13 protein-coding genes are annotated in these 14,485 nt (G+C 49.4%); 12 read left to right on the plus strand and 1 reads right to left on the minus strand.

The genetic code is table 11. From position 1 onward, the window contains the following. The first annotated feature begins 172 nt into the window (after positions 1-172). From H6G50_RS09360 to H6G50_RS09380, 5 genes are all read left to right on the plus strand, one after another. Positions 173-445, plus strand: coding sequence for a hypothetical protein (locus tag H6G50_RS09360; protein WP_190715521.1), 273 nt, complete (start codon positions 173-175; stop codon positions 443-445). Positions 446-450: 5 nt separating this feature from the next. Next, the gene (locus H6G50_RS09365; RefSeq protein WP_190715523.1) at positions 451-906 is read left to right on the plus strand and encodes a type II toxin-antitoxin system VapC family toxin; all 456 of its coding nucleotides are present in this window, start codon (positions 451-453) and stop codon (positions 904-906) included. An 18-nt stretch (positions 907-924) separates the two neighbouring features. Then, positions 925-1,686, plus strand: a complete 762-nt coding sequence (locus H6G50_RS09370; RefSeq protein WP_190715525.1) for a hypothetical protein — start codon at positions 925-927, stop codon at positions 1,684-1,686. A 119-nt stretch (positions 1,687-1,805) separates the two neighbouring features. Next, on the plus strand, positions 1,806-4,802 hold the full coding sequence (locus H6G50_RS09375; RefSeq protein WP_190715528.1) for a peptidase domain-containing ABC transporter: 2,997 nt from the start codon (positions 1,806-1,808) through the stop codon (positions 4,800-4,802). Between the two features lie 255 nt (positions 4,803-5,057). Beyond that, positions 5,058-5,258, plus strand: a complete 201-nt coding sequence (locus H6G50_RS09380) for a hypothetical protein (protein ID WP_190715530.1) — start codon at positions 5,058-5,060, stop codon at positions 5,256-5,258. 214 nt (positions 5,259-5,472) lie between these two features. On the opposite strand, the gene H6G50_RS09385 is transcribed toward H6G50_RS09380, so the two are convergent. Then, positions 5,473-6,015, minus strand: coding sequence for a transposase (locus H6G50_RS09385; protein WP_190715532.1), 543 nt, complete (start codon positions 6,013-6,015; stop codon positions 5,473-5,475). Positions 6,016-6,407: 392 nt separating this feature from the next. On the opposite strand from H6G50_RS09385, the gene H6G50_RS09390 reads away from it, so the two are divergent. From H6G50_RS09390 to H6G50_RS09420, 7 genes are all read left to right on the plus strand, one after another. Continuing rightward, the gene (locus H6G50_RS09390; RefSeq protein WP_190715534.1) at positions 6,408-6,623 is read left to right on the plus strand and encodes a hypothetical protein; all 216 of its coding nucleotides are present in this window, start codon (positions 6,408-6,410) and stop codon (positions 6,621-6,623) included. A 264-nt stretch (positions 6,624-6,887) separates the two neighbouring features. After that, positions 6,888-8,453 carry an HlyD family efflux transporter periplasmic adaptor subunit gene (locus H6G50_RS09395; protein ID WP_190715537.1) on the plus strand — a complete coding sequence of 522 codons (1,566 nt, stop codon included), beginning with the start codon at positions 6,888-6,890 and terminating at the stop codon, positions 8,451-8,453. A gap of 165 nt (positions 8,454-8,618) precedes the next feature. Continuing rightward, positions 8,619-11,714 carry a DUF4347 domain-containing protein gene (locus H6G50_RS09400; RefSeq protein ID WP_190715539.1) on the plus strand — a complete coding sequence of 1,032 codons (3,096 nt, stop codon included), beginning with the start codon at positions 8,619-8,621 and terminating at the stop codon, positions 11,712-11,714. Between the two features lie 182 nt (positions 11,715-11,896). Beyond that, positions 11,897-13,007, plus strand: a protein-coding gene (gene prfB, locus H6G50_RS09405; protein ID WP_190715541.1) for a peptide chain release factor 2 whose coding sequence is annotated in 2 segments (ribosomal slippage) — positions 11,897-11,968 and positions 11,970-13,007 — 1,110 coding nt in all. Because the reading frame shifts where the segments join, the coding sequence is not laid out codon by codon here. A 50-nt stretch (positions 13,008-13,057) separates the two neighbouring features. Continuing rightward, positions 13,058-13,255: a DUF3285 domain-containing protein gene (locus H6G50_RS09410; protein ID WP_190715543.1), complete on the plus strand. Its 198-nt coding sequence runs from the start codon at positions 13,058-13,060 to the stop codon at positions 13,253-13,255. 6 nt (positions 13,256-13,261) lie between these two features. Next, positions 13,262-13,783 carry an rRNA maturation RNase YbeY gene (gene ybeY / locus H6G50_RS09415; protein WP_190715545.1) on the plus strand — a complete coding sequence of 174 codons (522 nt, stop codon included), beginning with the start codon at positions 13,262-13,264 and terminating at the stop codon, positions 13,781-13,783. A 157-nt stretch (positions 13,784-13,940) separates the two neighbouring features. Continuing rightward, positions 13,941-14,477 (plus strand): diacylglycerol kinase family protein, encoded by a 537-nt coding sequence (locus H6G50_RS09420; RefSeq protein ID WP_190715547.1) that lies wholly within the window; start codon positions 13,941-13,943, stop codon positions 14,475-14,477. Positions 14,478-14,485 lie beyond the last annotated feature (8 nt).

Consider the following 14,485-nt stretch of genomic DNA (forward strand, 5'->3'; position numbering starts at 1 on the left):
GAAGCACTAGCTCAAGCTTATGCTCAAGTGACTGAGCAGGATTTTCGTAACTGGTTTACACATTGCTGTTACTGTACCTCACTCACGTGAAAAACGCTATACAATTGAAAAAAAGAAGTTGTATTCTGAAAATGTATCGCTCGTTGATAACAATATAAACTTGTTAAAAGCTATGAAAATTGTTATTGAAGAAATTGTTAAGAAGCTTAATTTGTTGCCCGATATCAAAATATTCAAGGTTTTAAAGTTTATTGATTCTTTAACTTTGAATGCAAGAGAATTAGGAGGGCAGGAACTCGAACAGCCTCCTTCTCAAGAAAATGAAACATTTGAATCGCTAGCCGATTGTCTTGCTGAGGAGTTTCAATTGTACGCTGGAGTGACTATTCCTCTTTTATCGGATTACGCGGTGAGTCGAGCGGGAATTTATGAGGAGCATCCTTGAGCGCAGTGTATTTAGTAGATACCAATGTTTTATTGCGGTTTGCCGATCGCTCTCATCCGCTTCATCCCTCAATTAGAATTGCTGTCCGAAAGCTTTGTCAAGATGGACATACCCTCATAATTGCGTCTCAAAATTGTGTTGAATTTTGGAACGTTATTACTCGTCCTGTCGAGCGGAATGGATTTGGCTTAACACCTTCTGATGCCGATCGACTGTTGCAACTGATTGAACGCTTGTTTCCTGTATTACCCGACAGTTCGGGAGTTTACCAAGAATGGCGCAGGCTAGTCGTCAGGTTTGGAGTTTCAGAAGTTCAAGTTCATGATGCTCGGTTGGTTTCGATAATGAAAGTCAATGCAATCTCGTATATTCTCACTCTCAATGCAGAAGATTTTAAGCGATACAGTTCAGAAGGAATTACGGCAGTGACACCCGAAGACGTTGTGAGAGAAATTGGCTAATCCTAACTGTATACTGAATTGGCAATTATTTTGCTCTTCATTGGCATGACCTTAGACTCCATCTGGAACGCCGAGCAGAGTCCGATCGAAATTGAGGAATTCGCGATCGCGCTCTACGCCCAAACCCTCGATCCCAAAATCGCTCAACCCGACTTCCTGCGCTTCAGCGGCATTATTCCCGCCGACTGGGGACTAAAAGCCGCGCCCATTCTCCAAGATAACCTCACCCAAATCGCCTTCGATAGCGGCGTAACCCTCCTCGCTCAACCGCGCACAGTCAGTTTTTCAGAAGCGATCGCCACTAAAACGCCGTCCGCCCTAGAAGTCCCCGAACTCGCGCGCCGTTACGTCGAAAAACTGCCGAATATTCCCTATCAAGCCCTCTCCATCAACCCGAAACTGATGATCGGCTTTCCTCAACAACCCGAAGCCGCACGCGAATTCGTCCTCACCAAACTGCTCGCGGCGGGAGCTTGGCGGGAGTTTGGTATCGCTCAACCGCGCGCCAACGTTAATCTAATTTACCAACTCGAGCGCGCCCAACTGCAACTCGCGATCGAAGAAGTCCGCGTGCAACAGCCCTCGGGGGACGTAATCGCCGCCCTACTGTTTTCCGGAAGCTTCAACTACGCCATCGAAGGCGAAACCAGCGCGATCGTCCAAGCCCAACTCCAACAACAACTTGACAATTGGGCAACAGATTTAGACACTTTTAGACAGCTAGTGCGCAAACAATTTCTGGGCAGTTCGGATCGCATCTTTCCGAACAACCTTCTGTAACAAATTATCATGGTGCTGTCAGTCTTCCAGCCTTTCTGGTTTATCAAAACTAATAAGCAAGCCATAATCGAAATCCCCTTAAAGCGGTAGTCGCTGATGACCGATAACCGAGAACTGCAATGACCTACACTGCCTCTACCCTCCAAGCCTTCCTGGCAGAACGGACTCCCTTCGGCGACTTGCCCCCAGCCGTCTTAGAGCAGGTTGCCGAACGCTTGCAACCCCTGCGCTACCGGATGGGGCAAACGATCGCGCTGCGCGAAAAAATGCCCGATAGCCTCATTTTGCTCTACCAAGGTCAAGCGCGCCTCCTCGGTTACGAACCCGCCACCCAAATGCCGATCGCGCTGCAACTGCTCGAACCGGGCGAAATTATCGGTTTAGCGGGGCTAATACGCGGTGTCCCCTGCGAAACCGCGATCGCATCTACCGAATCCGTCGGCTTCAGTCTCAGCACCCAAGACTTCTTCAAACTCCTGCGCGATTACCCCGAATGGTCTTCCTACCTCCAATCCCGCCCCTACCTCATCGAAATCTTTGAAATCCTCGCTCGTCAAGAAGCCCTCGAAGCCCTAGGGGCAGCCCAACTCAAAACCATTGCCCTCAAAGCCGACCGCCACGCCCGCATCTACTCAATCGAACCCCGCCAATCCGTCACCTCCGAACTCAACGGCGATTGTCTTTGGTTCCTCAGTAGCGGTAGCCTCGGCGACCTGCCCTCGGGCAGTTGTATCAATGTCGAAGCCGAACGCGCGCCCCTGCGCGTCACTGGCAACCGCCCCGCCCGCCTGCTGGGGCTGCGCGAGAGCGATCTCGTCGTCGAAGACGAACCCTCACCCGCCGAACCCGCGCCCCCCGAAGATATCACCGCCCCTCTCGATACCAGTTTTACCCCCGTTCCCTACGCGCCCGACCCCGTTATCGACCTCGACGCTTCCCCTCGCGCCGAACCCGCTCGAGAGCAACGCAGAGGGCGATATCCCTTCGTGCGCGGTGGCAGTTCCTTGGAGGTCGGTCTCGCCTGCTTCCAAATGCTCTGCCAATACTTCCAAATCCCCTTCCGGCGAGAAGTCTTGCGCCGCGTCCTCGCCGACCAACTGCAACGCAACGGCAGTTTATCGCTCTATTTCTGCGGTGCAGTGGCGGAACTGCTGGGCATTAACGCTCAACTGATGGATGTTCCGGCGCGGGCGATGACGCGACTGCAAACCCCTGCTTTAGTGATGTGGCAGGATAGTTTAGCGATTCTTTATGAAATTAGCGATCGCGCCTGCGTCATTGCCGTTCCCGAAATTGGGATTCTCCGCCGCAAACCTGCCGATTTCCTCGAAACTTGGGGCAATCGCGGTCAAGTTCTACTCCTCCAACCCACCAAAGAAACCCCCCAAGAACGTTTCGGTTTGAGTTGGTTTTGGCCCTCAATCTGGCGCTACCGCATTGTTTTGCTCGAAGTGTTTATCGCCTCTTTCTTCGTGCAACTTTTCGGGCTAGCCAACCCCTTAATCGTTCAAATTATCATCGATCAGGTCATTGTTAAAAATACCCCCGATCTCTTACAAAGTTTGGGGTTATTTCTAATCGTGGTTGCCTTCCTCGAAGCCCTCCTTTCCACCCTACGAACGTATCTTTTTGTCGATACTACCAATCGCATCGACCTCGGTTTGGGATCGGAAATTATCGACCATTTAGTACGCTTACCCTTACGTTACTTCGAGCGCCGTCCGGTTGGGGAAGTCGCCAGTCGCGTCAACGAACTCGAAAATATTCGGTCTTTCCTCACTGGAACGGCTTTAACCGTCGTTCTCGACTCGATTTTTTCGGTGGTCTATATCGTCGTTATGGTTATCTATAGCTGGAAGCTAACGCTTGTGGCTTTAGCGGCGATTCCAGCTTTTATCTTACTAACGTTACTCTTATCGCCTACCATCCGCTCTCAAATTCGGGCTAAAGCCGAACGCAATGCCGAAACCCAAGCTTATTTAGTCGAAGTTACCTCCGGAATTCAAACCGTTAAGGCGCAGAATATCGAATTGCGATCGCGCTGGCAATGGCAAGAACGCTACGCCCGCTACGTTTCCGCTGGCTTTAAAACCGTTATTACTTCTACCTTTGCCCAATCGGCTAACAACTTCTTTAACAAATTCTCCGGTCTTGTCGTTCTCTGGGCGGGTGCATTCCTCGTTCTCGAAGGTAAACTTTCCCTCGGAGAACTGATCGCTTTTCGCATCATCGCCGGTTACGTGACCTCGCCCTTATTGCGCCTCGCCCAACTCTGGCAAAACTTCCAGGAAGTCGGGCTATCTTTGGAACGTTTGAGCGATATTGTCGATACGCCCCAAGAAGCGGAAGCCGATCGCAATAATATCCCTCTCCCCGCGATTTCCGGCGCGATTAAGTACGAAAATGTAACCTTCCGCTTTAAAGCCAATACTGCCCCCCAGTTAGTTAACGTCAACCTCGAAATTCAACCCGGTCAATTTGTCGGGATTGTCGGACAAAGCGGCGCGGGCAAAAGTACGCTCGTGAAGTTACTTGCACGCCTTTATAATCTCGAAACCGGACGTATTTTTATCGATGGTTACGATATTGCCAAAGTTGAGTTATATTCGCTGCGGCGGCAAATTGGTGTCGTTCCTCAAGATACTTTACTGTTTGATGGAACCGTGCAAGATAATATTGCGATTAATAATCCCGATGCGAGTACCGATGAAATTATCGAAGCGGCACAAATTGCCGCCGCTCACGATTTTATTATGGGATTGCCGAATGGATATAATACCCGCGTTGGGGAGCGCGGGGCGGGGCTTTCTGGGGGACAGAGACAGCGAATCGCGATCGCGCGCACAATCCTGCAAAGCCCGGAAATGGTCGTTCTCGACGAAGCCACCAGCGCCCTCGATTACACCACCGAACGGCAACTTTGTTCCAACCTCGCCGAAGCATTTGCCGAACGCACTGTTTTATTTGTCACTCACCGTCTCGCTACCATTAAGAATGCCGATATCATCGTCATGATGGATAAAGGGGCTGTCGTTGAAGTCGGTTCTCACGACGATTTAATGGGATTGCGCGGGCGATATTATTCCTTGTATCAGCAACAAGAAGCCGCGCGATAAAACCCACTACTCCTCATCCTTAGAGCGGGTCAGAGAGCAAACGCAATTAATTTTTAATGGATTATTTTGAATCACTTTACCCACCCCTAAACTTCGGCGAGCATTGCTGATTTAAAATTCTCTCTTTAACTTAAAGAAATTGCAGCAATTCCCACCCGACGACTCTTGCCCCCAGTCTTTCTTCGTCGCAGCGCGCACCTTGACTATAATGCCTATAATAGGAAGAACGACCCGGATTTAACTGGAGTGTTTTATATGGTTTCATCAGAACTCATCTCGACCTTGAAAAAGCTAAGTCGTTCGGATAAATTTCAGATCGTGCAAATCCTCATTTCGGAACTCGCACAACAAGAATCAGAACTAATTCAGCCCAACCAATCATATCCAATCTGGTCGCCCTACGATGCGTTTGAGGCAGCAGATACGATGTTGAAAGTGTTAAATGCAGCTAAGTAGGAAGGCATAAAAAAAGTTAATAAGATATGTAGGGGCGGGTTTACCTCACATTTCTGTATACACACGAGCGACTCGATGGGAAAACCCGCCCCTACTTGTTCACTTCTCCCGCTCCGCGAGAAGCGATGCACCGAGGACTTGGATGAATTGGTTGTTTAAATTGGTGCGTTACGGCGCAGATTCAAATCTGCTTTTTTAAAAAACTTACTCGCACCTAGCGCACCCTACTAATGTTATCTTTTTCCTTTATACCGAAAATTGGATTTTCAGTATCTTCTTTCCAGCGTTGAGGATTTTCCAGAACGTATTGTCGAATTTGTTCTAAGGCGCGTTCGTCGCGAATAATATGTTCGTAATAGTTGCGCTGCCAAACCGGAACATTCCGCATTTTACGCATTTGATTAATGCGACGCGCAGAAAAGGTTTTAAAACCCCGCACAATCTCGCTTAAACTCTTGGCTTTTGGGGTTATAACATCGGTTAATTCAATAATACCATGAAGATGGTTTGGCATAATTGTAAAAACATCTAATTTCACTCGCTCGTGATGGCGTTCCAAATTTTCCCAGAAAGTTTTAACCGTTTTTCCATAGAGGTTTAAGTGCATTTCTCCATTCACGATTTCGCCGAAAAGAGGTTCGCGATTGTGAAGGCATAGCGTCAGAAAATAGGCACCGGGCGACGCATAATCGTATCCCGGCAGGCGAATCGAACGACGATGGTGAATTTCTGGGTTATACCGCGTGGGTTTGGACATTGGTAGGGGCAGGTTTACCTAAAATCTCTGGTTTCATTTTATCAAATTCATTTGAAAACCTGCCCCTCGCCTTGATGAAACCGAAAAATTGGGCGGGTTTTTAGATTCGATTTGGCACGGGGGAACGATAGGTTTTGGATAAACCCGCCACTACCAATTGCCGGGATTATTCCTTGAAATCGGAAAATTGGGCGGGTTTTTAGATTCAATTTGGCGAGGGGGAACAATAGGTTTTGGATAAACCCGCCCCTACGAATAAAAAAATTTCGCGCTTCGCGCGATGGCAGAGGGTGAGGATTTTGTTCTCTAGTTTAACGCCTGCAAGCAAGCGCGCGCTCCTGCCATAATTTCTATAATCAAGAGACGACCTGGATTTAACTGGAGTGTTTTGTATGGTTTCATCAGAACTCATCTCGACCTTGAAAAAGCTGAGTCGTTTGGATAAGTTTCAGATCGTGCAAATCCTCATCTCGGAACTCGCACAACAAGAATCAGAACTAATTCAGCCCAACCAATCTTATCCAATCTGGTCGCCCTACGATGCGTTTGAGGTAGCAGATACGATGTTGAAAGTTTTAAATGCAGCCAAAGCTGAAGACGATGCCTAACTCCGAGCCATATCCATCCAAAAGTTTCTGAATCAGCCTATTTTTAGGGAAGGGGAGAACTCAAAGATAAAAATATTTGTGCGTTGGTCGATCCAATGATTGCCAGTGATTGCCAGAAGGTGGCAGGATATGGCATAAAAGACAGATTCCTCCATCCCGGACGCAGAAGTTAATCTTTATTAAGATTTCGATCGCATCGAGTCCTTTGCGGTTTGTCATATTGTAATGAAGATCGTTCGTCGAGTCGCAGAATAACGCATTATTATGAATAAACCACGGTCGCAAAACTCCCTCAGAAATCGCTTGCTCCCCCAGCAGCACGATCGCGCCGAAATTGCCAGCGATCGCGAATCGACTTCTTTTTTCGAGCCTTACAACTCTAGCGCGATCGATGCCTTCGATCGCCCTGTCGTCCTGCGTCAGTCCCCCGCTTGGTCGCGCGCTATCGTCTGGACGATCGTCGGCGTGGTAACGTTGGGCGTAACCTGGGCTTACTTTACTAAAATCGAACAGGTGATTCCCGCCCAAGGTCAACTCAAACCGGAAGGAACGGTTAAGGAAGTTCAAGCGCCACAAGAAGGGGTGGTACAGGCAGTCTACGTCGAAGACGGTCAGCCCGTCGAACCGGGAGATTTATTGGTTCGCTTCGATTCGAGCGCCGAACTCGCAAAAGTCGATGCGATGAAGAAGCAGCGCGAGGCGTTGAACAAGGAAAACCAACTCTATCGCAGTTTACTCTCCTCGCCCGGTAGTGCGAGCTTACAGACAAGCTTAGCGAGTTTGAAACTGCCGCCGCAAATTCTCGCCCTCACTAGCGATCGCGAAGCATTAGTGCGGGAAAATCAGACCTTTCGCGCGCAATTAGCCGGAACGCAAGGCGAAGATGCGGCGCGCGTTCGTGCTGCTCGTGTGGAAGCGGAATCTCGCCGTCGCGCGTCAGATTTAGAAGTGGCACAAATTCGCCAGCAGTTGATTCAAACTCAGGTGAAGATTGCCGACGCGCGATCGCAACTCGCCACGCAACAAGAGGTTGCAGAACGGTTGCGGGGACTGTCCGAAGAAGGCGCGATCGGACAATTACAATACATCGAACAAAAACAAAAAGTTCAAACCCAACAAGCGGAAATTAACCAGTTACAGGAAGAAGCAAAGCGCTTGCAACTCGATATCGCTCAAGGACGCGAAGAAACTGTCGTTACTGTAGCGAAGACGGAAAACGATTTGCGCGATCGCATTGCAGCGAATGAAAAACGGATGACTGAAATTGACAGTCAATTTTCTCAATCCGTTCTTCAAATTATCACGAGCAATGAAAAGCAACTCACCGAACTCAACGGACAGATTAGCTCCGCCGAACAAACCTTAAAATATAAAGAATTGCGCGCCAAAGAAGCGGGAACGGTGTTTGACTTAAAAGCCCACGCTGGCTCGGTCGCCAATCCGACAACCCCTTTAATGAGCATCGTCCCGAATCAAAAGCTCGTAGCGGAAGTATTTATTACTAATAAAGATATCGGTTTCGTGCGAGAAGGTCAGAAGACAGATGTCAGAATCGATTCTTTCCCCTTCAGCGAATTTGGCGATATTAAAGGCGAAGTGATTTCTATCGGTTCGGATGCCCTGCCGCCCGATGAAGTGCATCGCTTCTACCGCTTTCCGGCTAAAATCCGCTTAGACGAACAAGTATTGAAGGTGAAAGAGCGGCAAATTCCTTTACAATCTGGGATGGCGGTGAGCGTTAATGTTAAAGTGCGAGAAGACCGCCGCGCGATCGCTCTTTTCACTGAGTTATTTACCGATCGCATCGAAACTCTCAAAGAGGTTCGCTAGCGCTAAGGGTGTATTTCCGAGAAGGTTTCGACCGAATTCAGTCTATAAACCAACCGCTAAAATTAACCAATTTTCGGCTTTTCAATTCTCGTCGTCCGAGATATCCTGGTTGAAAAACCTGGAAGCGGAAGCCAAGTTTTCCTAAATCTGCGTGAGAGAGTGAAAATGAATACGAGCAGCCCAGCCTTAGCCAGTCCGAATCGCCCGATTCGCGAACAATCTACCCCTTACGAGGTTTTAGTCGCGATCGCTCCTGATATCGCCAATCGCCAGCAATTAGCGGCGGGAGTTCGTCCGGGGGTTAGCGTCCTGCTTCTCGATGCGAAGGAAGACGCGATCGCGCAAATTCGTTACCGCCTGCAACAATACTCCCATCCCGTTAGCCTTCACCTCATTACTCACGGCGCGCCGGGATGCTTGCAATTGGGCGCAACGCGACTGAATGCCGAAAACTTGGACGACTGGGCGCAACAACTCCAAACTTGGCGAGAACGAGTTAGCGAAATTTTACTTTACGGCTGCGAAGTAGCTTTATCACAAGGCAAGCATTTTGTCAATAAACTGGCAGAAATTACCGGCGCGAACATCGCCGCCTCCGAAACCGTAACGGGAAGCCAAGCATTAGGCGGAAACTGGAACCTGGAGTATGCAACCGGCGAAATTCAGACATCTTTAGCCTTCCAACCCGAAGTTTTAGCCGCCTACGAAGGGATTTTCTTCGATCGCACCGTTAACGACGTTACGCAGTTGATCCAGGCCATTAATGATGCCAACGATGAAGGAACAAATCCGGGTGCGGACACGATTCGGTTGGTCGCGGGAGTAACATACGGCCTGACCAACTTCTTTTTCCATGCGGGAAATGGTCTAGCTGACGGTCAAGTTTTTCCAGTTGGCAATAACCAAGTTTTGCGAGGGTTTGTCGGCCTACCCCGCATCAGTAGCAGCGTTACGATTGAAGGCAATGGTGCAACGATCGCAAGAAGCGGCGGCTCGGATTTCCGACTGTTCTATGTCGATGGAGAAGGTTCTTCAGGAAATCTGACGCTGAATAACCTGACGCTATCGGGAGGTAAAGCTTCATCGCCCAACCCGCCCTCAAACTCTGGAAACGACGGCGGCGCAATTTGGAGTACCGGTACGGTAACGATTAACAAGGCTACGATCCAAAACAACGAGGCTACGGATGATGGTGGCGCGATCGCCAACTTCGGGATTATGACCATCACCGATAGTATTATTCAAAACAACAAAGCGGGCGATGGTGGCGGCGCGATCGCCAACGAAAATAGCTTGAACAAAGGCGGACAGCTAACTCTGCTCCGAACGACAATAACTGGAAATACCGCCGCCGATGGAGGCGGCATTCGCAACGAAGATAACGGGGCGTTAGTTCGAGAGAATAGTCCCATTACCGGAAATACACTCAACGATATCACCAATACAGCCACCAATTTAGCCTCCGATATCGAAGTCCGCGACGGTGCAACGCCCATCTCCGATGGCAGTACCGGAGTTAACCTCGGTTCGCTTAATCCCGGTCAAACCAGAACCCTAACCATTGCCAATACGGGGAACTTTGACCTCGATATCCTCAACATCACGCTACCGGCTGGGTTTAGTCTCGTCGGAGCCGCCCCGACTACCATTGCCTCGGGAGCAACCCAGAATATCGTCATCGGCGGCACTGCCCTTGAAGATGGCGGCGTGAAAACAGGTAGCTTGTCGATTGACAGCAACGACGGCGATAATGCCCAAAATCCTTACGATTTTACCTTCAGCATTACCGTCAACGGACCGGAAATTAACGTCCTCGACCCAAATAATAATAACGTCCCCACCGGCACGGGCAACTTCAATTTCGGCACGGTAACGCCCGGAACGACCTTCCCCTTCACGATTCAAAATACGGGGACTCAAGCGCTTAATCTAAGCAACCTGCAACTTCCTAACGGTTTAGTTTTAGCAGGGAATTTCCCAACAACCCTCGCTCCTGGCGCATCGATCGCGCTGCCGTTGCAGATTGCCTCCAACTTCAGCGGTGCTTTCAACGGTACGATTCGCTTTAACAGCAACGACTTCAACGAAGGAAGCTATGAGTTCGCGATCGCGGGGACGGTATCGACGACTCCTCCGGGCCCTGGACCCGGCCCTGGCCCTGGACCCGGCCCTGGCCCCGGCCCGGGCGGGAATTTCCAAAACCTCACCAACATTGGCGATAACGTTTTTGTAATCGGAAATGGCGGTCAAACCAACCTCACATTCCAACTCAATTATCGCGAGGCCAGGTTTATCAACGAAATGGGGGTTTTCCGCGTTGGAGCGAACAACGAAATTTTGGACTTCCAAGGGAACTCCACTGGCATAACGCCCGGAAGTCAGAACTACACGCAAGCTGCATTGACCTATGGCAATGCCATTTTTTCTGCCGTGCCGACCGTTACTTATAACGATGGTCTGATTACCCGCACGCTATCCGGACTGAGCGATGGAACGAGTACGACTTCCTCAAAATTTAATGCTGGCGATCGCTTAGCCTTTTATTTGATCTCTAATGGTACGACTGATGGAAACCTCAGCGGAAGACCGCCTGCGGGAACCGCCCTACTCGGTTCGACCTTCGGTATCTCGAGCTTCCAACAACTGCGAACCAACGAATTGGGAACCGGTGCTTTCCTACTGTCTTGGGAAGATGGACCGGGCGGCGGCGATCGCGATTTTAACGATATGGCAGTGACAGTCAAGCAAACCACAGCAACCCCTCCTCTGGGGACGACCGTGCAAGGAAGTTTTGAGGGAGAAGTCCTGGATCTGCGATCGTTCAATACGTCTAAAACCGTTCGCTTTACTGTATTCCAGAAAGAGGCAAGCTTCAACAACCGAGTGGGTTTGTACCGCGTCGATCTCGACGGGCAAATTCTCAACCCGACTACAGGCGAAGCAACCGGCGTTCGGGTCGGTGCGGGCAATTATAAAGACGTAGCGCTCGCCAATCGCGTCAGCGGCTTGAATTTAAGCTCGAATACCGTGACTAGCACGCTCGACGTTAAACTCGAGGCAGGAACTAATGCCCTCTATGCTCCGTTTATTATCGCCAACGGAGATACGAATAATGTTTACTTCCCCTTCCTCGGTTCTAACTCCGATGGAGTCGATCATGTGCGCTTGCTAGCCGATAATACCTTCGGCTTTGAAGATTTTGCAGGCGGTTTCGACTTTGACTACAATGATTTCGTCTTCAAAACGGAAGTCGTAGCCTAGGTTTGACAGGAGAACGGGAAGGGGAGGTAATTTCCCTTCCTCGGTTCAAACTCCGCTGGAGTCGATCGCGCGCGCTTGCTGATAAGACCTTTGGTTTTGAAGGTTATGCAAGCCGTCTATTCAAACTTTTGACTACAATAACTTTGTATTCAAAGCAACGGTTGTCGCTTAATTATCAATAAATGGAAATCACCGACCTCAAACGCGATCTGCAAACGATCGCCACTCGCCTGGGGAAAACCCAGGACTATCTTTGACCTTCCCGCACTGAATGCCCAAATTCATGATTTAGAGCAATCGGCCGCGCAGCCGAATTTCTGGGACGACCAAACCTCAGCCCAAAAAACGCTGCAACGCCTTAACGATCTCAAATCGAATTTAGAGCAGATGCAGCAATGGCAGTCGGAATGGGAAGATAGTTCCGCGATCGCGGAATTACTCGAACAGGAAGACGACCAAACGCTCTTAGAAGAAGCAGCAAGCACCCTCCAACGGCTCGAACGAGATTTAGATCGTTGGGAGTTGCAACAACTTCTATCGGGGCAATACGATAGCGCTGGAGCCGTTTTAACGATTAATGCTGGGGCGGGGGGAACCGACGCGCAAGATTGGGCAGAAATGCTGCTGCGAATGTATACCCGCTGGGGCGAAAAACAGGGCTATAAAGTTCACCTTGCCGAACTTTCTGAGGGCGACGAAGCGGGGATTAAGTCCGTTACTTTAGAAATTGACGGGCGCTATGCTTACGGTTACTTGAAAGGCGAAAAAGGAACCCATCGTTTGGTTAGAATTTCGCCCTTTAATGCCAACGGCAAGCGGCAAACCAGTTTTGCTGGGGTAGAAATTATGCCCGCGCTCGAGGAGAATGAAATTGCTCTAGAAATTCCCGAAAAAGACTTAGAATACAGTACCTTTCGTTCCGGCGGCAAAGGCGGACAAAACGTGAATAAAGTGGAAACCGGCGCGCGCGTCGTTCACCTGCCAACGGGGATTGCCGTGCGCTGTACCGAGGAACGCTCCCAAGCACAAAATAAAGAAAAAGCGCTAACCTTGTTAAAAGCAAAGCTGTTAGTAATTGCCATCGAACAACGCGCTAAAGAAATTGCGGAAATTCGCGGCGATATGGTAGAAGCTGCCTGGGGAAACCAAATTCGTAATTACGTTTTTCATCCCTACCAATTGGTCAAAGATTTACGGAGTAACGTAGAGACGACCGCAATTAACGACGTGATGGACGGCGCGATCGATCCCTTTATTGAGGCATATTTGAGAATCGTCGATCGTGAATCGTGAAGGGCAAAGTATTAAATTTTGAATTTTTTTTAGTAATTTAAGAGGTTTTGATGAGCAATTCTTCTCCTTCTACACCGAGTTCGGAAGCGAACGAAACGACCTCAACAGAAGGTCAAAAACCGCCCAGTTATGTAAAACTGGCGATGCGAAATATGGTTCGCAAGCGGGGAACATCCCTGAAACACTTCTTTCTATCGACGGCGGGCATTCTCGCGCTCTTAATCGGTTTGGCTTATTTAACGCGGTGATGGGCGATGCAGAGTTCTTCCTTTAATAGCGCACCCCTCGAGATCGCGGTTAATATTCAAGATGCCTTTTTTGAAAACGAGCCTCAGAGCAGTCCAATTTCCCTAGAAACTTGGGAACAATGGTTTCAGGGGTGGATCGAAGCGCGGGTTGCAGATTTGCCGCCTGCCCCGAGTTACGAACTGACACTGCGCCTGACGAATGATGCTGAAATTCAGTCATTGAACGCCCAATATCGGGGTAAAGACCAGCCCACCGATGTTTTAGCGTTTGCAGCCTTAGAGGTCGATTTTCCGACGGCTGAGGAACTGGAATTCGAGCCGCTATATCTCGGAGATCTCGTAATTTCTGTGGAAACGGCGAAACGTCAAGCGAGCGAGTACAATCGAACTTTAAGAATGGAATTGGCTTGGCTGGCCGCTCACGGTTTCTTGCATTTGTTGGGTTGGGATCATCCGGAGGACGACAGTTTACAGCGAATGCTGGAGGAGCAGGAGCGGTTATTAGCGATAGGGGCTTGTTCTGAATAGTAAGGGGATAATTTATCTCGCCAGAGAATAATGAAGCTCGGAAAAATGTCAAATTGTGATTACTAAAGGAATAGGCTAAAACGCTCGCTATTGACTATAATGCCGATGACTGATATCGATCGGTCATTCGATCGCTAGGACGGACAGACTGACGCTCATGACCCTCAAGCAACACCTAACAACATCCGATCTTATGGAAACTGCCCCCTCTCAATTCTTTGGAACCGATGGTATTAGAGCCAAAACTGAAGTGACTTCGCCAATTCCCGATTCCCCCGAACCTACGCCCGCCGCTAACCGCAAATTAGCCTGGAAAGTTGCGCCCAATCTCTTCATTAGTTTCAAGTATGCTTGGGCGGGGTTGACTTATGCGTTTGTCACGCAACGAAATTTCCGCATTCATACGATTATTGGTACAGTCGCGATCGGACTGGGAATTTTTCTGCATCGTTCCGCGATCGAAATGTCCGCAATTGGCTTAACCATCGCGCTTGTGATGACGTTAGAACTGCTCAATACCGCGCTTGAATCCGTCGTGGATTTAACAGTGAAGCAGTCCTATCACGAACTGGCGAAGATTGCCAAAGACTGTGCGGCAGGGGCAGTCTTAATTGCTGCGATCGCAGCTATTTTTGTAGCCAGCTTGATTCTGATTCCGCCCTTGTACGTTGCCATTGTTACTCAGTTGAGATAGAACCCACT

The sequence above is a fragment of the Oscillatoria sp. FACHB-1406 genome (genome assembly GCF_014698145.1).
GTDB lineage: Bacteria > Cyanobacteriota > Cyanobacteriia > Cyanobacteriales > Spirulinaceae > FACHB-1406.

Coding starts and splice junctions, on each gene's coding strand:
- H6G50_RS09360 (WP_190715521.1), top strand. CDS start 173: ATGAAAATTGTTATTGAAGAAATTGTTAAGAAGCTTAATTTGTTGCCC.
- H6G50_RS09375 (WP_190715528.1), top strand. CDS start 1,806: ATGACCTACACTGCCTCTACCCTCCAAGCCTTCCTGGCAGAACGGACT.
- H6G50_RS09380 (WP_190715530.1), top strand. CDS start 5,058: ATGGTTTCATCAGAACTCATCTCGACCTTGAAAAAGCTAAGTCGTTCG.
- H6G50_RS09385 (WP_190715532.1), bottom strand. CDS start 6,015: ATGTCCAAACCCACGCGGTATAACCCAGAAATTCACCATCGTCGTTCG.
- H6G50_RS09390 (WP_190715534.1), top strand. CDS start 6,408: ATGGTTTCATCAGAACTCATCTCGACCTTGAAAAAGCTGAGTCGTTTG.
- H6G50_RS09395 (WP_190715537.1), top strand. CDS start 6,888: ATGAATAAACCACGGTCGCAAAACTCCCTCAGAAATCGCTTGCTCCCC.
- H6G50_RS09400 (WP_190715539.1), top strand. CDS start 8,619: ATGAATACGAGCAGCCCAGCCTTAGCCAGTCCGAATCGCCCGATTCGC.
- H6G50_RS09410 (WP_190715543.1), top strand. CDS start 13,058: ATGAGCAATTCTTCTCCTTCTACACCGAGTTCGGAAGCGAACGAAACG.
- ybeY (WP_190715545.1), top strand. CDS start 13,262: ATGCAGAGTTCTTCCTTTAATAGCGCACCCCTCGAGATCGCGGTTAAT.
- H6G50_RS09420 (WP_190715547.1), top strand. CDS start 13,941: ATGACCCTCAAGCAACACCTAACAACATCCGATCTTATGGAAACTGCC.